Genomic DNA, 24071 nt, shown 5'->3' with positions numbered 1-24071 from the left:
AGGGCGGCCTCGCGGCCGCCCTTTTTGTTTGTCGCTTGCCGAACTTTGGAATCAGGCCGCGATGTCGTAGCGATCGAGGTTCATCACCTTGGTCCAGGCCTTGGCGAAGTCCTTGACGAACTGCTCTTTGGAATCCGACGTGGCATAGACCTCTGCGTAGGCGCGAAGCTGCGAGTGTGCGCCGAAGATCAGGTCGACGCGCGTGCCGGTCCACTTGACCGCGTTGGTCTTGCGGTCGCGGGCCTCATAGGTGCCGTCGGTGCCGGCCGGCGTCCACTGCGTGCTCATGTCGAGCAGGTTGACGAAGAAGTCGTTGCTCAGCGTTCCCACCTTCGAGGTGAGGACGCCGTTCTTCGAACCGTTCGCATTGGCACCGAGCACGCGCAGACCGCCGACGAGCACCGTCATCTCCGGGCCGGTAAGCCGGAGCAGCTGCGCACGATCGACCAGAGCCTCCTCGGGCATCATGAACTGCTGCCGCTTGCCGATGAAGTTGCGGAAGCCATCGGCCCGCGGCTCCAGCGGAGCAAACGAAGCGGCGTCGGTCTGCTCCTGCGAGGCATCCATGCGGCCCGGCGTGAAGCCGACCTTGACGTCGACGCCGGCATCCTTGGCGGCCTTCTCGACCGCGGCGGTGCCGCCGAGCACGATGAGGTCCGCCAGCGAGACCTTCTTCGCACCGGATGACGCGTTGAAGTCCTTCTGGATCGCTTCGAGCTTGCCCAGGACCTTCGAGAGCTGAGCCGGCTCGTTCACTTCCCAATCCTTCTGCGGGGCGAGGCGGATACGCGCGCCGTTGGCGCCGCCGCGCTTGTCCGAGCCGCGGAACGTCGAGGCCGACGCCCAGGCGGTCGAGACCAGCTCCGAGACCGACAGACCCGAGGCCAGGATCTTGGTCTTCAGCGAGGCGATATCCTGCTCGCTGGCCAGCTCGTGATTCACAGCAGGGATCGGATCCTGCCAGATCAGGGTTTCCTTCGGCACCAGCGGACCGAGATAGCGCACCACCGGACCCATGTCGCGATGGGTGAGCTTGAACCAGGCACGGGCGAAGGCGTCCGCGAACTGATCGGGATTCTCGAGGAAGCGGCGCGAGATCTTCTCATAGGCCGGATCCATACGCAGCGAGAGGTCGGTCGTCAGCATCGTCGGCCGATGCTTCTTGGACTTGTCGAAGGCATCGGGAATGATCGCCTCGGCGCCCTTGGCCGTCCACTGCTGCGCACCGCCCGGGCTCTTAGTCAGCTCCCATTCGTACTTGAACAGGTTCTCGAAGAAGTTGTTGCTCCACTTCGTCGGCGTCGTGGTCCAGGTCACCTCGAGACCGCTGGTGATGGAATCGCCGCCAATGCCCGACGCGTGCTTGCTCTTCCAGCCGAGGCCCTGATCTTCGAGCGCGCCCGCTTCCGGCTCCGGTCCGACCAGCGACGGATCGCCGGCGCCGTGGGTCTTGCCGAAGGTGTGGCCGCCGGCGATCAGTGCGACGGTTTCCTCGTCGTTCATCGCCATGCGGAAAAAGGTCTCGCGAATGTCCTTGGCCGCGGCGATCGGATCCGGCTTGCCGTTCGGGCCTTCCGGATTGACGTAGATGAGGCCCATCTGCACCGCGCCGAGCGGCTCGGCGAGCTGGCGTTCGCCGCTGTAGCGCTCATCGCCCAGCCAGGTGCCTTCCGGACCCCAATAGAGCTCTTCCGGCTCCCAGACGTCGACGCGGCCGCCGGCAAAGCCAAAGGTCTTGAAGCCCATCGACTCCAGCGCGACGTTGCCCGCCAGCACCATCAGATCGGCCCAGGAAATCTTGCGGCCGTATTTCTGCTTGATCGGCCAGAGCAGACGGCGTGCCTTGTCGAGATTTGCGTTATCGGGCCAGCTGTTGAGCGGCGCGAAACGCTGCTGTCCGGCGCCGGCGCCACCGCGACCGTCGGTGGTGCGGTAGGTGCCCGCGCTGTGCCAGGCCATGCGGATCATGAGGCCGCCGTAGTGACCGAAGTCGGCGGGCCACCATTCCTGCGATTCCGTCATCAGAGCGGTCAGGTCCTTGATGACCGCGTTCAGGTCGAGCGACTTGAATTCCTTGGCGTAGTCGAAGTCCTTGTCCATCGGGTCGGACTTGGCGGAATTCTTGTGCAGCATCTCGATGCTGAGCTGGGTCGGCCACCAATCGCGGTTCGCCGGCACACGTTTTCCACCCGAAAACGGGCACTTTGAAGTGTCGTCCATGAATACCTCCTCTGGTGGCGTCGAACTCGCGCCTTTGACCAGGTAGAAACACTCTAAGCTTCACGTTCGATCAGGGGAAGTTGACTTTAATGATCGCAGCGATAAGATTTTCTGATGCTAAACCTCACGCTGCGCCAGCTCCGGTATTTCGACGCCCTGGCCCGTCACAGTCATTTCGGCCGCGCGGCTGAGTCCTGCTCGATCTCGCAGCCTGCCCTGTCGATGCAGATCAAGGAGCTGGAGGAGGCGCTCGGCGGTCTGCTGCTGGAGCGCAGCGCCCGGCAGGTGGCGCTGACCCGATTTGGCGAGGAGCTCGCGCAGCGCGTCCGCGACATCTTGCGCTCGGTCGACGAGCTCGGCGATTTCGCCCGCGCCTCGCAGGACCGGTTCTCCGGACGGCTGCGCATCGGCATGATTCCGACGATCGCGCCCTATCTGCTGCCGACGATCACCAAGAATCTGACGCGCATGCATCCGGAGCTCGACATCCGCGTGCGCGAGACGATGACGCCGCGGCTGATTCAGGAACTGGTGGAGGGTCGGCTCGATACCGCCATCGTGGCGCTGCCGGTGTCCGAGCCCTCGCTCACCGAGGTCGCCCTGTTCGAGGAAAAATTCCTGCTGGTGCGGCCGAGTGCGGATGAGGGAACGCCGGCACCGTCGCGGGAGATGATGCGCGAGATGCGGCTGCTGTTGCTCGAAGAGGGGCACTGCTTCCGCGATCAGGCGCTGTCATTCTGCAACATGCAATCGGCGCCGCCACGCGAGATGCTGGATGCCAATTCGCTGTCGACGCTGGTCCAGATGGTCAGCGCCGGCATCGGCGTCACGTTGATCCCCGAGATGGCGGTGTCAGTTGAGACGCGATCGGCCTCGGTCTCGCTCGCGCGCTTCCGCGACCCGCAGCCGTCGCGCACCATCGGCATGGTCTGGCGCAAGACCAGCCCGCTGGCGCGGCAACTCCTGCAAATCTCCGAGGTGGTGTGCCTGTCGGCGGGCAAGGTGCGCGCACGTCCATCCGTGCGCAGCAAGCCAACCTGAGGCCTCGATGTCGCATCCCATCATTCGCCCAGCCCGCGCGGACGAATACGACGAGATCGGCCGTATCTGGATGGAGAGCTGGGTCTCGACCGGCCTCGGCGAGACGAGCGACTTCCTGCTGGCAAACCTGCGTGCACGGATCCGGCGCGAGACCGAGGACGGCTGGAGCCTGTTCGTCGCCGACGACGACGGCACGATCGCCGCGATGCTGGCGCTGCATTTGCCAAAACTCTATCTCGACATGCTGTTCGTCGCGCCCGCCTATCAGGGCCAATCGCTCGGCCGCCAATTGCTTGGCTTCACGCGCACACAAATGCCCGACGAGATGTCTCTGCGCTGCATCCGCGAGAACGAAAAAGCCTGGCGCTGGTACGAGCGCGAGGGCTTTGTGTTCGAGAAAGAAGAGGTCGAGCCGTCGAACGGATTCATGATGAAGTATTATCGGTGGCGGCGGCAGCGACCCGCCGGATAGGCAGTGGTCGCCTGGTGCAGCTTGCGGTTGTCACGGTTCCAATTTACTGTGGCGTATCCGCCGTCCTCCTGCCCCCTGATCTCCCGGAATCGATGCTTCGAATTGCTGTCTCGCTGATCGCGTTGCTGTCCCTGCTCACCACGGCAGCCGCGCAAACCCCTCCCGCAACCACCGCGCCTCCCGCTCAGACGGCGGCGCCAGCCAAGAAGGCAGTCAAGAAGGCGGCGCCGAAGGCCAAACCGGCTGCACAACAGCCAGTTGCGGCGGAGAGCGGCCCCTGTCAGATCGGCGTCATTTCCGCGATCGGAGACCAGTTCTCGGTGCAACATGTCGGCCTCACGATGTTCGGCAACGAGTATATGGAGGCGCCGATCGAGACGTGGGGTATCGATGATCTGTTCGTCGCGAGGGTTCGCGCCACGGCTCCCGGCACGGCTGTCCGAAAGGTCGCTTACGCAAGCGGAGCCTTCAGGCCGTACTATCATCCGGAAGCGAAACTGTTCCGCAATGACCGCGACGACCTGACGGCGCTGGTGCGGCAGATCGCCGGAGCTGCAAATTGCGAACGCTACGTCGTAGCCACGAAAGCCCGCGTTTCGGTGGATGGCACCAATCAATCAATCGAGGGCCTCGGGGTCTACAAGAATTGGGCGAGCCCTTCCGGGCGCGGCGTCGTGGTTTCCTATTTCCGCATAAACGTTTTTGACGGACGGACTTTCGACATCCATCGGGCGCCTACCCGCAGCTTCGGCGATGTGATTGCTTCGAGTTTCTCCAACAAGAACGACAATATGCAAATCCTCAACAATCTCGAATTTCCCAAGAACCCTGAACAGGTGACCAGCAGTGCATTGCTGCGTGACAGCACACGCAGCCTGCTCACGGCCCAGCTGGACAGGTATCTACCCGCGTATATCAAGGGCGAGTAAGCGCCTTTGCCGAGGGGACGCGACAAAGACTATCGCTCGTCCGCTTCCTGCGGCTGGGCTGCATTTGACGTTTTGGCCCGGCTCGTCGTCCTTGCGGCCGTCGCGTGGTGCTTTTCGACATCTGCTTGGGCGCAGACCAAATTGGTACCACCAGGGGCGGAAACGGCAGGATCAGCCGTCAAGCAAGGCAACAACAAGACGACCACGCGGCGTGAAGCGACGGGCAAACCCGCTCCCGTGGTCGGCGGCCCGTGCGACTTCGGTGTCGTCGTCACCACCGGCGATGAGTTCACCGTGCTGACGACCGGCCTGACCGTATTTCAGCACAAGAAGACGGTCGTCCCGATCCCGGGCTGGGGACTCAATGATCTGATCTTCGCGCGGATTCGCGCCACGATCCCTGCCGGCGTGTCCGTTCTGAGAATCCCCTACAACCCGGCGAAATTTCCTCCCCGCGATGAGTCCAAGGACACATTGAAGGACAGGTTGTTCCGCGATCTCAATGCGGAGCTGGCCCAATACATGCGCGACGTCGTGAAAGGAACGAATTGCCGGCACTACATCCAGATCCTCAATTCAATCAGCCCTTTCGGGTCATCCAACTATACGGTCCGCGGCTTCGGCATCCTCAACCATGATGTGGTGCTCGGGCGTCGCATCTATCTCTACGCCCTGGCGTTTGTCCGCATCTTCGATGGGCGCGACTTCTCCGTTGTCAGACAGAGTTCTGCGCTGATCAACACGCATCATTCCCTTATGGTGCAGAGGCTCCTGGGCGTGCAAATCGGCGGCCCCTATCGCGAACTACCCGCAGAATCGTTTCCAACCCGCCCTGAAGATGCCGCCGACAATCCCGCACTGCGCGACGACGTGCGTGCCATGCTGACGGAAAGCCTCGACAAGACGCTGCCGCTGCTGATCGGGGTTCAACGAGCGGCGCGCAACAGCGACGCGCGCTGATCGACACGTCCTTCGCAGCAGGAACTGGTCTCGATTATTGAGAAATCGTGGGCACGTCGCTTGCGCGCCTTTGCCCACTCTACGAGAGCTAATCCTGCGCCTTCAAATCGTCCGGCCGCGGCATCAGGACGGTGTTGTAGCCGGAATCGACATAGTGGATCTCGCCGGTCACGCCGCCGGAGAGATCCGACAACAGATACAGCGCCGAGCCGCCGAGCTCGTCGAGCGTCACGCCCCGGCGGAGCGGCGAATGTTTTTGCATGAAGGCGAACATCGCGCGCGCCTCGCCGATGCCGGAGCCGGCGAGCGTGCGGATCGGGCCGGCGGAGATCGCGTTGACGCGGATGCCGCGCGGTCCGAAATCCGAGGCGAGATAGCGCACCGAGGCTTCCAGCGCCGCCTTGGCCACGCCCATCACGTTGTAGTTCGGCATCGCGCGTTCCGAGGCGCCGAAGGTCAGCGTGATCATGCTGCCGCCCTCCGTCATCAGCTCGGCGGCGCGTTTTGCCACTTCCGTGAAGGAGAAGCAGGAGATCACCATGGTGCGCGAAAAATTCTCGCGGCTGGTGTCGGCGTAGCGACCCTTGAGCTCGTTCTTGTCGGCGAAGCCGATCGCGTGGATCACGAAATCCAGCCGGCCCCACTTTTCGCGCAAGGCCGTGAATGTGGCGTCGACGCTGGCGATGTCCTCGACGTCGCAGGGCAGCACCATGTCGACGCCAAGCTGCTCCGCCAGCGGCTTAACACGCTTGCCCAGCGCCTCGCCCTGGAAGGTGAAGGCAAGCTCGGCGCCGTGGGCATGCAGCGTCTTCGCCATGCCCCAGGCGATCGAATGATCATTGGCGATGCCCATGATCAGACCGCGCTTGCCTTTCATTAAACCTTCCATTGCCTGATAGCTCCCATTATTCCGGCGTCATCGCCCGCCTTGCGCGCACTTGCGCACTGGGGCAGGCGATCCAGTATTTCGAGGCGATTACTGCAAATCGAGAAGTTGCGGCGTGCTGGATGCCCGCCTTCGCGGGGCATGACAGCGTGCCAAAATTACGCATCCAGCCGGCTGAACACCAGCGTGGCGTTGGTGCCGCCGAAGCCGAAGGAGTTCGACAGCACGGTGCCGATTTTGACGTTGTCGATGCGCTTGCGCACGATCGGCATGTCGGCGAACACGGGGTCGAGCTCCTGGATGTGGGCGCTCTCGCAGATGAAACCATTGTTCATCATCAGCAGCGAATAGATCGCTTCCTGCACGCCGGTTGCGCCCAGGGAGTGACCGGTCAGCGCCTTGGTCGCCGAGATCGGCGGGCACTTCTCGCCGCTTCCGAACACCCTGCGGAGTGCGTCGATCTCCGGCGGATCGCCGGCCGGGGTCGATGTCGCGTGCGGATTGATGTAGTCGACCTTGGTCTTCACGGTCGACATCGCCATGCGCATGCAGCGCTCGGCGCCCTCACCTGATGGTGCGACCATGTCGTAGCCGTCGGACGTCGCGCCATAGCCGACGATCTCGCCGTAAATGCGTGCGCCCCGCGCCTTGGCATGCTCGAGCTCTTCCAGCACCAGCACGCCGGCTCCGCCGGCAATCACGAAGCCGTCGCGGTTGACGTCGTAGGGACGGGAGGCCGTCGCAGGCGTGTCGTTGTACTTCGAGGACATCGCGCCCATGGCGTCGAACAGCACCGACAGCGACCAGTCCAGCTCCTCGCAGCCGCCGGCGAAGATGACGTCCTGCTTGCCGATCTGGATCGTTTCATAGGCATTGCCGACGCAATGGTTCGACGTCGCGCAGGCCGACGAGATAGAATAGTTCACGCCCTTGATCTTGAACCAGGTCGCAAGCGTTGCGGAGGCCGTGGAGGACATCGCCTTCGGCACTGCAAACGGCCCGACACGCTTCGGTCCCTTGGTGCGGGTGATGTCGGCGGCTTCGACGATGGTGCGCGCCGACGGACCGCCGGAGCCCATGATGATGCCGGTGCGAATATTGGAAATTTCGTCGGGCGAAAGACCGGAATCCTGGATCGCCTGTTCCATCGCGACGTGATTCCACGCCGCGCCCTGACCGAGGAAACGCATGGCGCGGCGGTCGACCACCGTCGAAGGATCGAGCGTCGGCGCACCCTGCACCTGGGAGCGGAAGCCGAGCTCGGCATATTTTTCAGCCCGCGAAATGCCCGACTTCGCCTCGTGAAGGCTCGCAAGCACCTCCTGGGTGTTGTTTCCGATGGAGGAGACAATGCCCATCCCGGTGACCACAACCCGCCTCATGACAGCCTCGCCTCAATCGTTGTCTTCGTGGTGATGCGCTCAGCCCAGGCTCGTGCCCTGCTTGAACAGGCCGACCTTCAAATCCTTTGCGCGATAGATAATCTGGTCATCCACCGAAAGCCATCCGTCGGCGATACCGAGCACCAGCTTTGAACGCATCACGCGCTTGATATCGATGTTGTACACAACCTTGCGGGCCTCCGGCAGCACCTGGCCGCTGAACTTCAGCTCGTTCAGGCCAAGCGCGCGACCGCGACCTTCACCGCCGCTCCAGCCCAGATAAAAGCCGACCATTTGCCACAGCGCGTCGAGCCCGAGGCAGCCGGGCATCACCGGATCGTTCTTGAAGTGGCAGCCGAAGAACCAGAGGTCGGGCTTCACGTCGAGCTCGGCGCGCACCACCCCCTTGCCGAATTCGCCGCCGGTCTCGCTGATGTCCGTGATGCGGTCGAACATCAGCATCGGCGGCAGCGGCAATTGCGCATTGCCAGGGCCGAACATCTCGCCGCGGGCACATGCCAGCAGATCTTCATATTCGTAACCGTTGCGCCTGTTCAGCATGCGGAAGCCTTTGTGTTCAAACCCCGATTGAGCGGCGTTTCCGGCGAAAATGGGCCCCATCCTGTTCGAAAGGCGACATCTGTTGCCATTGTCAGACGAGAATACCGAAGGACCCTGGATGGATAGCGAGCGGCCCTCAATGCCGGGTCGCGCCAAAATGGGTTAAGCGGAACCGCGGGCTCTCTAACACAGGCCATTTCGGGTAGCAAAGCGCTCTCATGAAGGTAAAATGACGGGCCGCCACCCCGGTTCCCTGCCTGATTAGAACCGCTCTAGTTGCGAGAAACTTGCATCTGCATCTATCTCTCCATATATGTTGGGCAACGACAGTGTTCACGCGTGCCCGAAGCTGGAAATGAACGAAAATAACGCGCCCCATCGCGACGAAGAGGCCCATGCGGCGGCTCTTATGTCCGGCCGCCAGCCGGCGTTGACCGGCTGCCCGTGGCACGACGTCAACGAAATGCTCCAGTCCGCAGGGCTTCGCCCCACGCGCCAGCGCATGGCGCTCGGCTGGCTCCTGTTCGGCAAGGGTGCACGTCACCTCACGGCTGAAATGCTTTACGAGGAAGCGACGCTGGCCAAGGTGCCGGTCTCGCTGGCGACCGTCTACAACACGCTGAACCAGCTCACCGATGCCGGTCTGCTGCGTCAGGTCAGCGTCGACGGCACCAAGACCTATTTCGACACCAACGTCACGACCCACCATCACTACTACCTCGAGAACAGCCATGAGCTGGTCGACATCGAGGATCCGCATCTGGCGCTGTCCAAGATGCCTGAGGTGCCCGCGGGTTACGAGATCGCCCGCATCGACATGGTCGTACGGTTGCGCAAGAAGCGCTGAGATCTATCCTGAACTGCTGATTTGATCGTCATGGCCGGGCTTGTCCCGGCTATCCACGTTATTCGGTCAGGCGTCGAAAAATGCGTGGATGCCCGGGCATGACGGTGGAGCAACAGTTCCGCTCCCGCCCAGATCAATTCACCTGCTCGTCCGAGTAGACGCCCCAGAGGCGCTCCTGCTGGATCCAGCCGTCAAAGCCGTTACCGCTGACGCGGCACCAGTTTGCAGTGCACTTCTTCACCTGGGTGACGACACCGGCCTGGAGCCTGGCCGCAACCGCGCTCTCGGGATCGGCGCGGTCGTAGATCGGCGCGAGCTCGTCCTTGTGCTTCATGGTGACGACAGCAGTACGGCGGCCCGACAGCAGCGAGTGATAGACCCAACCCTCGGCGCCCTCGGAATCGCGGACCCGGCGCCAGTTCTCGAACTCGGCGGTGATTTCGACCGGCAGGCCGGAACGGGTGTAGACCCAGGCGACGTCGTTGTCCTTGGTCGGGCCGGCGCGGACGTTGACGTGATCCGATTTCAGGCTGACGTAGCGCGGCACCGGGAGGCCTGAGGCCGTCTGAGGGGTGTTGTCCTTTGCCGAATGCCCGGGACTGACCGAAGCGCTCAACCAGGTGCAAACGAGCGCCATCACCGAACAAAAACGCCCCAACGCCATCAACCCGTCTCCTGTCGAAGGTCCGGCCGAGCCGGTCCCTCGCCCTAAATTCCCAAACCAGGCCGCTGTCGCCCCTGACCCCGCCCCACGCGGGTGTTCCCGAGCCCTTTACCCGTGGTTCTTGTCTTGGCCCGGCCTTCTGCTAGAGAGGACGGACATCTGAACAACCGGTTTGTCCCGATTTTCCGGCCGGAAATGTCGGGAGAGCTTGAAGGAAACGCCGGGGACGACACGGCAAGCGCAGTGTCGAACAACCGGGTTAATGAGGCCTCAACGGCCGGCCTTTGGCGACAGAGGCGGCTCGCAACGCCTCATGAGGGCAGGACATGTCGGTGAAGAAAAAGCCCCTCGTCGTGGTGACGCGCAAGCTTCCGGATTCGATCGAGACCCGGATGCGCGAGCTGTTCGACGCGCGGATCAATCTCGACGACACGCCGATGTCGCCCGAGCAGATCGCGGAAGCCGCCCGTACCGCCGACGTGCTGGTCCCAACCGTGACCGACCACATCTCCGCCGACATCGTCAACCAGCCCGACTGCAGGTTGAAACTGATCGCGAATTTCGGCAACGGCGTCGACAACATCGATGTCGAGGCCGCGCATGCCCGCGGCATCACCGTCACCAACACGCCGAAAGTTCTGACCGAAGACACCGCCGACATGACCATGGCGCTGATCCTCGCCGTGCCCAGGCGGATGATCGAAGGCGCCTCGATCCTGACGGAAGGAAAACCCTGGCCGGGCTGGTCGCCGACCTGGATGCTCGGCCATCGCATCGGCGGAAAGCGCCTTGGCATCATCGGCATGGGCCGCATCGGCCAGGCGGTCGCACGCCGCGCCCGCGCCTTCGGCTTGCAGATCCACTACCACAATCGTCGGCCGGTGGCGCCGAAGATCGCCGAAGAGCTGGGCGCGACCTATTGGGAAAGCCTCGACCAGATGCTGGCACGGATGGACATCATCTCGGTGAACTGTCCGCACACGCCGGCGACCTACCATCTGCTGTCGGCGCGCCGGCTGAAGCTTATTCGCAAGGACGCCTACATCGTCAACACCGCGCGCGGCGGGGTCACCGACGAGGACACGCTGATCAAGCTGATCGAAGGCGGCGAGATCGGCGGCGCCGGCCTCGATGTCTATGAGCACGAGCCCGCGGTGAACCCGAAGCTGGTGCGGCTCGCCAAGGCCGGCAAGGTGACGTTGCTGCCGCATATGGGCTCGGCCACGATCGAGGGCCGCGTCGAGATGGGCGAGAAGGTGATCATCAACATCCGAACCTTCCTCGATGCGCACAAGCCGCCGGATCGCGTGCTGCCGAGCATGCTGTGAGGTCTATTTGCTGCGTGTTTCGCGCTTGCGCCAGTCGGCAACGAAATCGATAAAGGCCCGCAGCGCCGGCGGCGTTTGTCGCCGGCTTGGATAGTACAGGAACGGCCCGGGAAACGGCTCGCACCAATCCTGAATCAGACTGACGAGCGCGCCGGACTTCAGGGCTTCGCCGACATAACCATCAAGCGTCGCCCAGATGCCGGCGCCGTCGAGCGCGGCGCGCATGGAAAGGCCCATGTTGGTCGAGATCAGCTTTGCCGGCGGATCGACCTTCACCAGCTGGCCGGCCTTCTCGAACTCCCAATCGTGCATGACACCGCTGGAGTAGCGGGCGCGGATGCAATTATGGTCGAGCAGATCCTTCGGATGCTCCGGCTTGCCGCGGCGCGCGAGGTAATCGGGCGAAGCGACTACGACATAGCTCTGCGGGCCGCTGAGCGAGATCGCGACCATGTCCTGCGCGAGATGCTCGCCATAACGTACGCCGGCATCGAAGCCCGCGCTGACGATATCGACAAACCCGCTCTCGGAAACGATCTCGAGGTCGACCTGCGGATAGGCCTTAAGGAACGGCCCGATCATGGGGGCCAGCACGAGATCGACCGCGGGTGGCGGCGCGTTAATGCGCAGCCGGCCCGAGGCCATCTCGCGCAGGCCCCGGACCTGATCGAGGGCCTCGCCGACATCGCGCAGCGCCGGAGCCACGCGCGACAGCAGCAGCTCGCCCGCCTCGGTCAGGGCGACGCTGCGGGTGGTGCGGTTCATCAGGCGGACGCCGAGGCGCTCCTCCAGGTCCCGCAATCGCTGGCTAAGGCTCGACACCGACACGCGAATATCGATCGCCGCGCGCCGGAAATTGCGGGTGCGGGCGACCGCCATGAAGACGTCGAGATCACGCAGGTCGGGCTCAGCCATTGTTCGTTAATGTGAACAAGCCATTCTCGATTGTCCAGCTTATCGGCGCAATCGATCAAGCGCATATCAGGCCTCGTCACGCGGCGCAGTCAGCGCCTTTTCGAGGAGAGCCATCATGGAACAGCGCAAACTCGGTTCGACCGGTCCCACCGTCTCCGCTCTCGGTCTCGGGTGCATGGGCATGTCCGAGGTCTACGGCCCCGCCGATCGCGGCGAGAGCATCGCCACGATCCACGCCGCACTGGATGCCGGCATTACCCTGGTCGACACCGGCGATTTCTACGCCATGGGCCACAATGAAATGCTGGTGCGCGAAGCGCTCAAGGAGGTGCCGCGCGACAAGGTGCAGATCAGTGTCAAGTTCGGTGCGCTGCGCGGTCCTGCCGGCGAATTCACCGGCATGGACACGAGGCCGGCCGCAACGAGGAACTTCCTAGCCTATTCGCTGCAGCGGCTCGGCACCGACTACATCGACGTCTACCGTCCGGCGCGGCTCGATCCCAACATTCCGATCGAGGAGACCATCGGCGGCATCGCCGATCTCGTGAAGGCCGGCTACATCAAACATATCGGCCTGTCCGAGGTCGGCTCCGCCACCATCCGCCGCGCGCATGCCGTGCACCCGATCGCCGATCTCCAGATCGAATATTCGCTGATCGAGCGTGGCATCGAACGCGACATCCTGACGACCTGCCGCGAGCTCGGCATCGGCATCACGGCTTACGGCGTGTTGGCGCGCGGCCTCATCAGCGGCCATTGGTCGAAGGACTCCGGCAAGACAGGCAAGGACTACCGGCTGATGACGCCGCGCTTCCAGGGATCGAATCTCGATGCCAATCTCGCATTGGTGGAGCAGCTGCGCGCCATCTCCGCTGAGATTGGCGCGACGCCGGCACAGGTCGCGATCGCCTGGGTGGCGGCGCAAGGCAAGCAGATCGTGCCGCTGGTCGGCGCCCGCACCCGCAACCGCCTCACCGAAGCACTCGGCGCGGCCAAGGTCACGCTGACGCCGGCTCATCTCGCCGTGCTGGCAACGGCCTTCCCGCCCGATGTCGCTGCCGGCACGCGTTACGCCGCTGAGCAGATGGCGCATCTCGACAGCGAGAAGCCGGCCACAGCATAACGTCTGCAATCAAGTGCGATGGGCGCTGAGATCGGTGATCACAGGCCCATCGCCATTGAGCGGATTGGCGGGATCGCGCGCGTAACGCAGCGTCTCGAAGCGCATCGCGCGCGCATCGATCATCAGGAGGCGGCCGACGAGGCCGTCGCCAAAGCCGACGATCTCGCGGATCGCCTCCAGCGCCATCATCGAGCCCATCACGCCCGCGAGCGCGCCCATGACGCCGGCTTCCGCGCACGCCGGCACGGTCCCGGGCGGCGGCGCTTCCGGGAATAGGCAGCGATAGGTCGGATTGAATTCGCCCTGCTCGTTTGTCTCATGCGCGCGGATGGTGGTCAGCGAGCCATCGAAGGTGCCGAGCGCCGCCGTGATCAGCGGCCTCTTGGCGAAGAAGCAGGCGTCCGAGGCCAGATAGCGGGTCGAGAAATTGTCGGAGCCGTCGAGCACGAGGTCATAGTCCCCGATCAGCGACAGCGCATTGTCGGCATTGAGCCAGGTGGCGTGACCGACGAAGCGGACATGCGGGTTGAGCGCCGAGATCCGTTCGGCCGCGCTCTCGACCTTGTGCCGGCCGATATCGGGCGTGGTGTGAATGACCTGGCGCTGGAGGTTCGACAGCGACACCACGTCGTCATCGACCACGCCGAGCGTACCGATGCCGGCGGCCGCCAGATACATCAAAGCGGGCGCACCGAGCCCGCCGGCGCCGATCACCAGCACGGAGGCCCGCTTCAGCGCAGCCTGGCCGGGGCCACCGACATCGCGCAGCACGATATGGCGGGCATAACGTTCGAGTTCGTCCGGGCTCAGCATCGTTATCCTTCCAGATCCTCTCCTCATGGTGAGGAGGCGCGAAGCGCCGTCTCGAACCATGCAGGCCCCGCTGCGGCTGCACGGCCTTCATCCTTCGAGACGCCGCTTACGCGGCTCCTCAGGATGAGGAGCTAGACCTCTCCTGCCGGTCTGAACCACCGCAACATTGTTCGCGACCAACGAGATGTGCTTCAATGGCATTGCGTTCAATGGGCGGGCTGGATTTGTCATGAGATCGATGCTTGCGGCAACACTGATGTTTGCGGCTGCGACAGGCGCGAACGCCCAGATGACGACACCGCAGCTTCCCGGCACCAAGCCGAAGCCGGTCCAGACCGTTCCGATCCGGCCTCCTGCATTGCAGACGCCGGCTGCGACGGCCGATGCCATGGCGCAGGCGGAGCGGCTGTCGCTGCAGTCCGACCTCGCCTGGGTCGGCCAGTATAACGGCGCCATCACCGGCGACGTCAGCGCGCGCCTGGTCGAGGCCATCAAGGAGTATCAGAAGGCCAAGGGCGGCAAGGCGACCGGCGTGCTCAATCCGCAGGAACGCGCAGCGCTCGCCGAGACCGCGCGCCGCAAACAGGACAGCGTCGGCTGGAAGATCGTGACGGAAATGACCAGCGGCGCGCGGCTCGGCATTCCCTCAAAGCTGGTGCCGCAGCAGGCGACCGACGCCAACGGCTCGACATGGACCTCGCCCACTGGCACGGTGCAGGTTCTGCTCAGCCGCCGCAAGGAGGCGAACCCGACCACAGCCAAGCTTGCCGAAGCGGAGAAGAAAGAGCCGGGTCGCAAGGTCGACTACACCGTGGTAAAGCCCGACTTCTTCGTGCTGTCGGGTCTGCAGGGCCTGAAGAAATTCTATTTGCGCGGCACCTCCAGGGGTGACGAGGTCCGCATCATGACGATCCTCTACGATCAGGCGACCGAGAACACGGTCGAGCCGGTCGTGATCGCGATGTCGAGCGCCTTCAACGCGTTTCCGTCGGGGCCACAGGCGGGGCCGCCGCCACGCAAGACCGTCGAATATGGCACCGGCATTGTCGTCAGCGACGATGGCGCGATCCTCACGGACCGCCTCGTCACTGATAGCTGCCTCGCGATCACGATCGCCGGCTATGGCAGCGCCGACCGTCTCGCCGAGGACCGGGAACACGACCTCGCGCTGCTGCATATTTACGGCGCCCGCGGCCTGGAGCCCCTCAACCTCGCGGCCGGCGCAGCGAAGACGAGTGTCGATGTCATCGGTATCGCGGATCCGCAGAGCCAGGGCGGAGCCGCGGGTGTGTCGAGCCTCAAGGCTACGCTGGCATCCGTCGGTGGTGGCGATTCCCCACTCTCACCGCCACCGTCTGTCGGCTTCTCCGGCAGCCCCGCCATCGACGGCGACGGCAAGTTCGCCGGCATCGCACTATTGAAGCCGGCGATGGTTGCGGGCCCCGCGACGTCGGTGCCGGCGTCGCAGGCGGTGATGGTCTCCGCGGAGACGGTGCGCGATTTCCTGAAGGCGAACGGTGTCGCGGCGAACGGAACGTCCACAGATGCGAAAGCCGCTGTCGTGCGCGTGATCTGCGTGCGCAAGTAGCTCTCGTGTCCCGGGCGCGGTGCGGCATGAAATGCGCGCCGCTGAAGAAGCGCTGCGCTGCGTCCGGGGCATGAGACCTAGCTCAGCCTGAACCTGATCCCGGCCTTCGCAAGACCACCCGAGATCCCGACCGGCGTGCCGTCCGCACGCCAGCAAGCGGCGCCACTCATGGTGCCGTCGTCGTGGAAGGCGATACCATTCATGCCGCCGGCGACTGCCGCGACAGGCTGCACCTTGTGGCCGAGCTCCGCGAGCTTCGCGCGCACGCTCTCCGGCACCCTCTGCTCGACCTCAAGCGCATTGCCTTCGGTCCAGACCCGCGGCGCCTCGACTGCTTCCTGCAAGCTCATACCGTGGTCGATCAGATTGAGCAGCGCCTGCATCGCGCTCGGGAAGATTCGTTTTCCGCCGGGCAAGCCGAGCGCATAGCGCAACTTTCCATCACGGAGTGCCATCATCGGCGACATCGAGGTCGTCACCCGCTTGCCCGGCGCCAGCGACAGGGCGTGGCCTGGACGCGGATCGAACAGGTTCATGTAGTTGTTGGCGATGGCGCCCAGGCCCGGGATCATGATCTTGGCGCCGAACAGATTGTTGATGGTCTGCGTGGTCGCAACCACGTTGCCGAACGCATCCGCCGCCGTCATGTGCGTGGTGTGAGCGCCTTCAAGCTGCGACACGCCGGCGCCCCAGCTCTGCGCCCGTGCCGGATCGATCGCAGCGCGGCGCTCCTCGGCGTAGGCCTTCGAGGTCAGCCGCTCCACGGGGACGCCGACATAATCAGGATCGCCGCTGGCCGCGGCGCGGTCGGCGAATGCGATCTTCAGGACCTCGGCAAGATAGTGGATGGTCTCGGGCGTACCGAAGCCGAGGCCTTGGATGTCGTAGCCTTCCAGGATGTTCAGCATCTGTGCGATATGCACGCCGGAAGCCGCGGGCGGCGGCGGGCCAAAGATAGTCCAGCCGCGGTAATCGGCGCGGATCGGCTGCCGTTCGACGGTCTTGTAGCTGGTGAGATCGTTGCGCCGGATGAAGCCGCCGGCCTTTTCCATATAGTCGACCAGGATATCGCCAAGCGGCCCCTCATAGAGCGCCTTTTCGCCGTGGTCGGCGATATGCCGCAACGTCTCGGCATACTCGGCCTGTACCACGCGCTCGCCGACCTTGAGCGGCTCGCCGTCTGGCAGATAGATCGCCGCGATCGGCTTGTCCTTGCGCATCTCGGCGGCGCTCTCGGTGATGCATTCGTGCAGATAGGGTGTCGTCGCATAGCCGCGCGCGGCGTGCTTGATCGCGGGCTGCATGACGTCGGCAAGGCTCATGGTGCCGAAGCAGCGCAGCGTCTCGCACCAGGCTTTCAGCGAGCCCGGCGTGGCGACCGCCTTTGGTCCGTTGAGATTTTCATTGCCGACGGTGTCGAACACATCATGCGCGGAACCCGGCGTGGGGGTGTAGCTGGTGTCAAGCACCGCCGCGGGCACGGTGCTCTGTCCGTCGATGAAACGGTGGCTGCCGTCGGCGAGCCGGATGTGCGCCATGCCACCGCCGATGATGCCCGCCATCATCGGCTCGACCACGGTCAGCGTGAACAGGGTCGCTATCGCGGCGTCGATGGCGTTGCCGCCGGCGGCCAGCATCTCCGCGCCGGCGCTGGAGGCCAGTGGATGGTTGCTGACCACCATGCCGCGGCTCGATACCGCCGGCATCTTCTGGCATTCGAAATTCGTCGCCGTCCGGTCGCGCCAGTTTCCGCCCATGCCGCTTGTCCTTATTATTCACGGCTGCAAGCACAGCACACGGACGAGTACGGGTCCAGTAATGGTACGGATTCGTTGGCATTCCCGATTCCGCCATCATCGTGACTGCTGATTCGGACCTCCGCGATCCCCTTTGGATCGGGCCGGCACGTCCTGAGCGAGAAGAGCTCAGCATCGAGATCGATGCACGTTCGCGTGGCGTTTCCCGAGACCCAAGCACTCCAAAGGATTGATCTTCAATGCACACGATCGCACTGGCCACCCAAAAGGGTGGCAGCGGCAAGAGCACGCTCGCCATCGGCCTCGCGCTGGCAGCCAAGCAGGCCGGCTTCACCGTTCGCCTGATCGAAACCGACCCGCAGGGCACACTGTCGAACTGGCAGCGCCGCCGCACCACCGATGATCTCGTCGTCGAGCCGATCTATCACGCCGCCGATATCGAGCCGCGCCTGAAGATGCTCGCCGACGGCGGTCTCCAGATTGCGATCGTCGATACCGCCGCCGGCCTCAGCGCCGCGACCACCGCCGCGATCCGCCATTCCGACCTCTGCCTGATCCCGGCACGCCCGAGCGTCGCCGACATCGAAGCGACCGTTTCGACGCTGAGCGTCGCGCGCGCCTGGAAGCGGCCTTACAGCTTCGTGCTGAACCAAACCCCGATCCGCGGCCAGCGCATCGACAACGCCGCCAACACGCTCGCCGAGGAAGCAGCGCTTGATCTCGCCGAGGTGCTCGCGCGTCCCCTGATCGTGATGCGCAACGATCACCAGGACTCGCTCGCCAGCGGCCTTGCGGTGAGCGAATTCGCGCCGAACGGCAAGTCGACCGAGGAGATCCGCGGCCTCTGGCATTGGATTGAGACCCGGCTCGAGCTCGACGTCACGACCAATGTCTTGATCGACCAGGTCATCGCGGCCGCGGACGGAATGTTGCACGTCGCCGCCGAGCTGGCCGCCGATGAAACTACGATACTGGCGTCCTGAGCGGGGGTATCGCTCGGATGGCAGCCGGACCTTCACCATCCGGAAGGGCCTTAGCGACGAAGCAATCCGGCCACCAGCCCGGCCGGATTGCTTCGCTTCGCGTTTTTGGGAAACTCTATCTCCGCTGTCATTGCGAGGAGCTTTGCGACGAAGCAATCCAGACTGCTTCGTTGGAAAGCTTCTGGATTGCTTCGCTGCGCTCGCAATGACGGTCGTGGTGGGCTCGTCACCGCCGCTGAACTTACGACCTCTCGGATACGAGCCTGATTTTCACTTCTGACATTTCGGACACCAGAAGGTCGACCGGCCGTTCTGCGTAAAACGCTTGACGATGCCGCCACATCGCGGCGTGGTGCATTTCTCGCCCTCGCGATCGTAGACCTTGAACGAGTGCTGGAAATAGCCGAGCTCGCCCGAGGTCTGGCGATGATCGCGCAAGCTGGAGCCGCCGGCCTTGATGGCGTCGTTCAGCACGGTGTGGATCGCGCCGACCAATCGCTTTGCATGGTCGGTCGGCTCGCCCCCGGCAACGCCCTTGCGTTGTCCGGCCTTGGTCGACAACGTCGCGGCGATCCGGCGCGGCGACAGATGCGAACGATGCAGGGCTTCGCAGACATAGATATTGCCGAGCCCGGCGACCACGCGCTGATCGAGCAGCGCGGCTTTCAGGCTCGTGGTCTTGCCGGCGCAGGATCGCGCCAGCATCGCGGCGTCAAATTCGTTGCCAAGCGGCTCGGGCCCGAGCCCGCGCAGCAGCGGCTCCTCGTCGAGCGCGCTGCGCGCGATCACTTTCATGTAACCGAAGCGGCGCGGATCGTTGAAGATGATGTCGGCGCCGGAGGACATCCGAAACAGCACGTGATCGTGCGCGGAGTCCTTGGCTCGCGGATAGTGAAACTCGCCCGGCGCCGCCTCGTTGTCCGGCTTGATGACGCGAAACGAACCCGACATGCCCAGATGCATCAACAGCACGTCGCCGGAGGTGAGATCGGCCATGAGATATTTTGCACGGCGGCCGAGCCCCGTGACGACCTGCCCCTTCAGTCGGGCCACGAAGTCCGGCTGGAAAGGAAAGCGCAAATCAGGCCTGCGGGTCTCCGCGACCAGGATTTTCGCACCCTCCATGACAGGCTGAAGGCCGCGGCGGACGGTCTCGACTTCGGGCAATTCGGGCATGGTCAGGCATTCACCTTATGAGAGCGGTGTGATAGCGCCATTGCGGCGGGCGCGCTATGGTCCGCCTCGTGGAGTAGAGTAATGGATCGGCCGGGCGAAACCACGCATTTTGGCTTCAGGGACGTCCCCCTGGGCGACAAGCAGACGCTGGTGAACGATGTGTTTCACAGCGTGGCGTCGCGCTATGATTTGATGAACGATTTGATGTCCGGTGGCCTGCATCGGGTCTGGAAGGACATCATGATCACCGCGCTCGACCCGCCGCGAGGCGACCGGCGGTTCGCGCTGCTCGACGTTGCCGGCGGCACCGGCGACATCTCGTTCCGCGCCGCCAAGGCCGCAGGCCCCGGCTTCCATGCCACCGTCTGCGACATCAATTCCGGGATGCTGGAGGTAGGCCGCGAGCGCGCCGCAAAGCGGCATCTCAAGACCCAGGTCGATTTCGTCGAGGGCAATGCGGAAGCGCTCTCCTTCGCCGACCGCAGCTTCGACGCATATACGATCGCTTTCGGCATTCGCAACGTGCCTCGGATCGATCTCGCGCTGGCCGAGGCCTATCGCGTGCTCAAGCCAGGCAGCCGCTTCCTCTGTCTGGAATTCTCCACCGTCGAGATGCCCGGACTCGATCGTCTTTATGACCTGTTCTCGTTCAAGGTCATCCCGCCGCTCGGCCGCATGATCACGGGTGACGCCGAGTCCTACCAATATTTGGTCGAGTCGATCCGCAAGTTCCCAAGACCCAACGCCTTCGCCGATATGATCCGTAATGCCGGCTTCGCCCGCGTGAACTGGCAGATATTGTCCGGCGGCATCGTCGCACTGCATTCGGGCTGGCGTTTGTGATCTCTGCCATAACCCATAGTGCGCGCCTGATGCGCGCCGCGTTCGTATTCGCGCGCGAGGGCGTGTTCGGCGCCGTCGATCCCAGCCTGGTGCCGCCGCCCGGACAGCTCGCGCTGAAGCTTGCGCGCATCGTCGAACGGGGCGGCCCTAAGGACGGGCCTCGGCTGTCGCGCGCGCTGACCCGGATGGGCCCGGCCTATCTCAAGCTCGGGCAATTTCTGGCGACGCGCCCCGATGTGGTCGGCGTTGCCATGGCGCGCGATCTGGAAAGCCTGCAGGATCGCCTGCCGCCGTTTTCGCAAGTCGAAGCGGAAGCCGTGATCGCGACGTCGCTGGAGCGTCCGCTGACGGACGTATTCGCGAGCCTCAGTGCGCCGGTCGCAGCGGCCTCGATCGCACAGGTGCATCGCGGCGAAGTCTTGCGCGATGGCATCCGCAAGGCGGTCGCCGTGAAAGTGCTGCGCCCCAACGTGGCCGCACGCTTCCGCCGCGACCTCTCCGACTTCTTCTTCGTCGCATACAAGGCCGAGTCCTATTCGTCCGAGGCGCGGCGCCTGCGTCTCATCGAGGTCATCAACACCATGTCGCGCTCGGTCGCGATGGAGATGGACCTGCGCCTCGAGGCCGCGGCGCTGTCGGAGATGGCGGAGAACACGCGCGACGATCCTGATTTCCGCGTACCGACCGTGGACTGGGACCGCACCACGCACAACGTGCTGACGATGGAGTGGATCGACGGCATCGCGCTGAACGATCACAAGCGCCTGGCCGAGTCGCAGGTCGACCTGCCCGATCTCGGCCGCAAGGTGATTCAGAGTTTCCTGCGCCACGCGCTGCGCGACGGCTTCTTCCACGCCGACATGCATCCGGGCAATCTGTTCCTGGATGACGCCGGTCGCCTCGTCGCGGTTGATTTCGGCATCATGGGCCGGCTCGGCATGAAGGAGCGGCGCTTCCTTGCCGAAATCCTGCTCGGCTTCATCACCCGCGACTATCGTCGTGTCGCGGAAGTGCATTTCGAGGCAGGCTACGTCCCGGCGCATCACTCGGTCGAGAACTTCGCGCAAGCGATCCGCGCCATCGGCGAGCCCATTCATAACCGCACGGCGGAAGAGATCTCGATGGCGCGGCTGCTGACGCTGCTGCTCGAGGTCACCGGCCTGTTCGACATGACCACGCGGCCCGAGCTGATCCTGCTCCAGAAAACAATGGTGGTGGTCGAGGGCGTGGCACGCGGCTTCGATCCCAAGCTCGACATCTGGAAGGTCGCCGACCCCGTGGTGCGGGAATGGATCGAGCGCAATCTCGGTCCGATCGGCCGGGTCCAGGGCGCGATCTCCGGCACCGGCGATCTCGCGCGCATCCTGATGCGCCTGCCTGATATCGCCGCGCGCTCGGTTACGGTGCTCGAACAGCTAGAGACCATGACCCGGGAGGGCATCCGGCTGTCGCCGGAGAGCATCGCGGCGATGGGCCGCAGCGAAGGCCGCAAGAACCGTTGGCGCACCGTGGCGCTCTGGATCATCGCCGCGACCTTCATCGGCATCCTGATCGCCGTCCGGAATCTTTGATTGCAGTGCAATCATGCGAATGATAGCATCGCCATCATTTGTGCTGGAGGGGTGTCATGGCGAGCCTGACCATTCGCAAGCTCGATGAAGCCATCAAAACTTACCTTAGGCTGCGCTCGGCCAGGAACCGCAGGTCGGTCGAGGAAGAGGTCCGGGTCATCCTCGGCGAGCTGATCGAGGGCCGCGAGGAGCCCCTGACGCCGTTCACGGCGCCGCCCGCGGCTTCCGCCACCCCCACGCCCCAGCGCAGCGGCGCCCTCCCCGAGGCCAACGTCACCCTGATCATCGGCGGCGGGATCGCGGCCTACAAATCGCTCGACCTGATCCGCAGGCTCAAGGAGCGGCGGATCGAGGTCCGCTGCGTGCTGACCAAGGCGGCGCAACAATTCGTCACGGCATTGGCCGTGAGCGCGCTCTCGCATGAGCGCGTCCACACCGACCTGTTCGATCCCGAGAGCGAGTTCGACGCCGGTCATATCCGGCTGGCGCGCGAGTGCGACCTGATCGTGGTGGCGCCTGCGACCGCGGATTTGATGGCCAAGATGGCCAACGGCCATGCCGACGATCTCGCCAGCGCCATCCTGCTTGCGACCAACCGCAAGGTCCTGCTCGCGCCGGCGATGAACCCGCTGATGTGGAACAACGCGGCGACGCGGCGCAACGTCGCGCAACTTCAACGCGACGGCGTGATGCTGATCGGGCCGAATTCCGGCGAGATGGCGGAAGCCGGTGAAGCCGGCATCGGTCGCATGTCCGAGGCGATCGAAATTGCGGCTGCCACCGAGCGACTGCTGCGGCCGCCGTTGCCGCGCCCCCTCGCCGGCAAGCGCGTGCTGATCACGGCTGGTCCGACCCACGAGCCGATCGATCCGGTGCGCTACATCGCCAACCGATCCTCGGGTAAGCAGGGCTTTGCGATCGCCGCCGCGGCACAGGCCGCGGGCGCCGAGGTAATCCTGGTCAGCGGCCCGGTCGATCTCAGCGATCCCCAGGGCGTGACAGTCAAGCATGTGGAATCGGCACGGCAGATGCTGGAGCAGGTGCAGGCCGCGCTCCCCGCTGACATCGCGATCTTCGCCGCCGCCGTCGCCGACTGGCGGGTCGCCAATGAAGGCGAGCAGAAGCTGAAGAAGACTTCGGCCGGCATGCCGCCGCTCCAGCTGGTCGAAAACCCCGACATCCTCGCGACGATCTCCAAGCTGACCGACCAGCGGCCGCCACTGGTGATCGGCTTTGCCGCCGAGACCGAGCACCTCATCGACAACGCCAAGTCGAAGCTTGCCCGCAAGGGCTGCGACTGGATTGTCGCCAACGACGTCTCCCCCGCAACCGGGGTGATGGGCGGAGACCGCAACACCGTGCACCTCATCAGCAAGAGCGGTGAGAAGAACGATGAGAAGGATGGCGACATTGCAGTTGATTCCTGGCCGGCGATGACCAAGGAACAGGTCGCCATTCGATTGGTCGCGCATATCGCAAAGAGCGTGACCGGCAAATCCCGGGAGCCCGCATCTTGAGCACCAAAGTCACCGTCGAACTGCAACGCCTGCCCCATGCGGAGGGGCTGCCGCTGCCGGCCTATCAGACCAATGATGCCGCCGGTCTCGACCTGATGGCGGCGGTGCCCGAGAACGAGCCGCTGACGCTCGCGTCCGGCCAATACGCGCTGGTGCCGACGGGACTCGCGATCGCGTTGCCGCCCGGCTACGAGGCGCAGGTGCGGCCGCGCTCCGGGCTTGCGGCCAAGCACGGCGTCACCGTGCTGAACTCACCGGGCACGATCGACGCGGACTATCGCGGCGAGATCAAGGTGATCCTGATCAACCACGGCCAGACCGCCTTCGTGGTCAAGCGCGGCGAGCGCATCGCGCAGATGGTGATTGCGCCAATGGTGCAGGCCGCGCTGGTTCCCGTGTCGACATTGTCCGCGACCGATCGCGGGACCAGCGGATTCGGCTCGACCGGCCGCTAACACACCGAATCACCCGAGGAATTACGCGAATTGGAACACC

Annotated in this window: 22 protein-coding genes; 13 read left to right on the top strand and 9 right to left on the bottom strand. The window is 64.2% G+C overall.

Annotated features, from left to right (window positions below; genetic code table 11):
* Positions 1-51: 51 nt before the first annotated feature.
* The gene (gene katG / locus IVB50_RS11490) at positions 52-2220 is read right to left on the bottom strand and encodes a catalase/peroxidase HPI (RefSeq protein WP_026233027.1); all 2169 of its coding nucleotides are present in this window, start codon (positions 2218-2220) and stop codon (positions 52-54) included.
* A gap of 114 nt (positions 2221-2334) precedes the next feature.
* Between katG and IVB50_RS11485 the strand changes: the two genes are divergently transcribed.
* The 4 genes from IVB50_RS11485 to IVB50_RS11470 all read left to right on the top strand — a co-directional run bounded on the left by IVB50_RS11485 (position 2335) and on the right by IVB50_RS11470 (position 5622).
* The gene (locus tag IVB50_RS11485; RefSeq protein ID WP_018455793.1) at positions 2335-3261 is read left to right on the top strand and encodes a hydrogen peroxide-inducible genes activator; all 927 of its coding nucleotides are present in this window, start codon (positions 2335-2337) and stop codon (positions 3259-3261) included.
* A gap of 7 nt (positions 3262-3268) precedes the next feature.
* Positions 3269-3733, top strand: a complete 465-nt coding sequence (locus IVB50_RS11480; protein ID WP_018455792.1) for a GNAT family N-acetyltransferase — start codon at positions 3269-3271, stop codon at positions 3731-3733.
* Positions 3706-4662 carry a hypothetical protein gene (locus IVB50_RS11475; protein ID WP_247295888.1) on the top strand — a complete coding sequence of 319 codons (957 nt, stop codon included), beginning with the start codon at positions 3706-3708 and terminating at the stop codon, positions 4660-4662. Before IVB50_RS11480 ends, IVB50_RS11475 begins: the two co-directional genes overlap by 28 nt.
* A 72-nt stretch (positions 4663-4734) precedes the next feature.
* A complete protein-coding gene (locus tag IVB50_RS11470; RefSeq protein WP_247295886.1) occupies positions 4735-5622 on the top strand; it encodes a hypothetical protein in 888 nt (295 codons plus the stop codon).
* Between the two features lie 88 nt (positions 5623-5710).
* Here IVB50_RS11470 and fabI read toward each other — a convergent pair whose 3' ends face one another.
* The 3 genes from fabI to fabA all read right to left on the bottom strand — a co-directional run bounded on the left by fabI (position 5711) and on the right by fabA (position 8451).
* Positions 5711-6511, bottom strand: a complete 801-nt coding sequence (gene fabI / locus IVB50_RS11465) for an enoyl-ACP reductase FabI (RefSeq protein ID WP_026233026.1) — start codon at positions 6509-6511, stop codon at positions 5711-5713.
* Positions 6512-6666: 155 nt separating this feature from the next.
* On the bottom strand, positions 6667-7890 hold the full coding sequence (gene fabB / locus IVB50_RS11460) for a beta-ketoacyl-ACP synthase I (RefSeq protein ID WP_026233025.1): 1224 nt from the start codon (positions 7888-7890) through the stop codon (positions 6667-6669).
* A gap of 39 nt (positions 7891-7929) precedes the next feature.
* Positions 7930-8451: a bifunctional 3-hydroxydecanoyl-ACP dehydratase/trans-2-decenoyl-ACP isomerase gene (gene fabA, locus IVB50_RS11455; protein ID WP_007603915.1), complete on the bottom strand. Its 522-nt coding sequence runs from the start codon at positions 8449-8451 to the stop codon at positions 7930-7932.
* A gap of 355 nt (positions 8452-8806) precedes the next feature.
* Between fabA and irrA the strand changes: the two genes are divergently transcribed.
* On the top strand, positions 8807-9298 hold the full coding sequence (gene irrA / locus IVB50_RS11450; protein WP_018455787.1) for an iron response transcriptional regulator IrrA: 492 nt from the start codon (positions 8807-8809) through the stop codon (positions 9296-9298).
* A gap of 133 nt (positions 9299-9431) precedes the next feature.
* On the opposite strand, the gene IVB50_RS11445 is transcribed toward irrA, so the two are convergent.
* A complete protein-coding gene (locus tag IVB50_RS11445; protein ID WP_026233024.1) occupies positions 9432-9962 on the bottom strand; it encodes an SH3 domain-containing protein in 531 nt (176 codons plus the stop codon).
* Positions 9963-10288: 326 nt separating this feature from the next.
* Here IVB50_RS11445 and IVB50_RS11440 point away from each other — a divergent pair, with 326 nt between their 5' ends.
* A complete protein-coding gene (locus IVB50_RS11440; RefSeq protein WP_018455785.1) occupies positions 10289-11290 on the top strand; it encodes a D-glycerate dehydrogenase in 1002 nt (333 codons plus the stop codon).
* Between the two features lie 3 nt (positions 11291-11293).
* Here IVB50_RS11440 and IVB50_RS11435 read toward each other — a convergent pair whose 3' ends face one another.
* Positions 11294-12205, bottom strand: coding sequence for a LysR family transcriptional regulator (locus tag IVB50_RS11435; protein ID WP_247295885.1), 912 nt, complete (start codon positions 12203-12205; stop codon positions 11294-11296).
* Positions 12206-12320: 115 nt separating this feature from the next.
* Between IVB50_RS11435 and IVB50_RS11430 the strand changes: the two genes are divergently transcribed.
* Complete coding sequence (locus IVB50_RS11430) at positions 12321-13328, top strand: aldo/keto reductase (RefSeq protein ID WP_018455783.1); 1008 nt, start codon at positions 12321-12323, stop codon at positions 13326-13328.
* Between the two features lie 9 nt (positions 13329-13337).
* Here the strand turns inward: IVB50_RS11430 and moeB are convergent, their stop codons facing one another.
* Entirely contained in the window at positions 13338-14141 is an 804-nt protein-coding gene (gene moeB, locus IVB50_RS11425) for a molybdopterin-synthase adenylyltransferase MoeB (RefSeq protein WP_018455782.1), read from the bottom strand.
* Between the two features lie 229 nt (positions 14142-14370).
* Here moeB and IVB50_RS11420 point away from each other — a divergent pair, with 229 nt between their 5' ends.
* A complete protein-coding gene (locus tag IVB50_RS11420; protein WP_247295882.1) occupies positions 14371-15729 on the top strand; it encodes a serine protease in 1359 nt (452 codons plus the stop codon).
* A 77-nt stretch (positions 15730-15806) separates the two neighbouring features.
* Here IVB50_RS11420 and ggt read toward each other — a convergent pair whose 3' ends face one another.
* Positions 15807-17486, bottom strand: coding sequence for a gamma-glutamyltransferase (gene ggt / locus IVB50_RS11415; RefSeq protein ID WP_247295878.1), 1680 nt, complete (start codon positions 17484-17486; stop codon positions 15807-15809).
* 239 nt (positions 17487-17725) lie between these two features.
* Between ggt and IVB50_RS11410 the strand changes: the two genes are divergently transcribed.
* On the top strand, positions 17726-18469 hold the full coding sequence (locus tag IVB50_RS11410) for a ParA family protein (protein WP_085362015.1): 744 nt from the start codon (positions 17726-17728) through the stop codon (positions 18467-18469).
* A gap of 270 nt (positions 18470-18739) precedes the next feature.
* On the opposite strand, the gene mutM is transcribed toward IVB50_RS11410, so the two are convergent.
* Positions 18740-19645 carry a bifunctional DNA-formamidopyrimidine glycosylase/DNA-(apurinic or apyrimidinic site) lyase gene (gene mutM / locus IVB50_RS11405; RefSeq protein ID WP_018455778.1) on the bottom strand — a complete coding sequence of 302 codons (906 nt, stop codon included), beginning with the start codon at positions 19643-19645 and terminating at the stop codon, positions 18740-18742.
* Positions 19646-19726: 81 nt separating this feature from the next.
* Between mutM and ubiE the strand changes: the two genes are divergently transcribed.
* From ubiE to dut, 4 genes are read left to right on the top strand one after another with little or no spacing between them, the layout of a single operon-like run.
* Positions 19727-20488, top strand: coding sequence for a bifunctional demethylmenaquinone methyltransferase/2-methoxy-6-polyprenyl-1,4-benzoquinol methylase UbiE (gene ubiE, locus IVB50_RS11400; protein WP_247295877.1), 762 nt, complete (start codon positions 19727-19729; stop codon positions 20486-20488).
* Complete coding sequence (gene ubiB / locus IVB50_RS11395; protein ID WP_026233022.1) at positions 20485-22059, top strand: 2-polyprenylphenol 6-hydroxylase; 1575 nt, start codon at positions 20485-20487, stop codon at positions 22057-22059. Before ubiE ends, ubiB begins: the two co-directional genes overlap by 4 nt.
* A gap of 56 nt (positions 22060-22115) precedes the next feature.
* Positions 22116-23576, top strand: a complete 1461-nt coding sequence (coaBC, locus tag IVB50_RS11390) for a bifunctional phosphopantothenoylcysteine decarboxylase/phosphopantothenate--cysteine ligase CoaBC (RefSeq protein WP_247295876.1) — start codon at positions 22116-22118, stop codon at positions 23574-23576.
* Positions 23573-24031, top strand: coding sequence for a dUTP diphosphatase (gene dut / locus IVB50_RS11385; RefSeq protein ID WP_018455774.1), 459 nt, complete (start codon positions 23573-23575; stop codon positions 24029-24031). Before coaBC ends, dut begins: the two co-directional genes overlap by 4 nt.
* Positions 24032-24071 lie beyond the last annotated feature (40 nt).

This window comes from Bradyrhizobium sp. 87 (genome assembly GCF_023073015.1).
GTDB classification, from domain to species: domain Bacteria; phylum Pseudomonadota; class Alphaproteobacteria; order Rhizobiales; family Xanthobacteraceae; genus Bradyrhizobium; species Bradyrhizobium canariense_D.
Note: the sequence above shows the minus strand (reverse complement) of the source record. Positions and strands in the feature narration are given on the sequence as shown.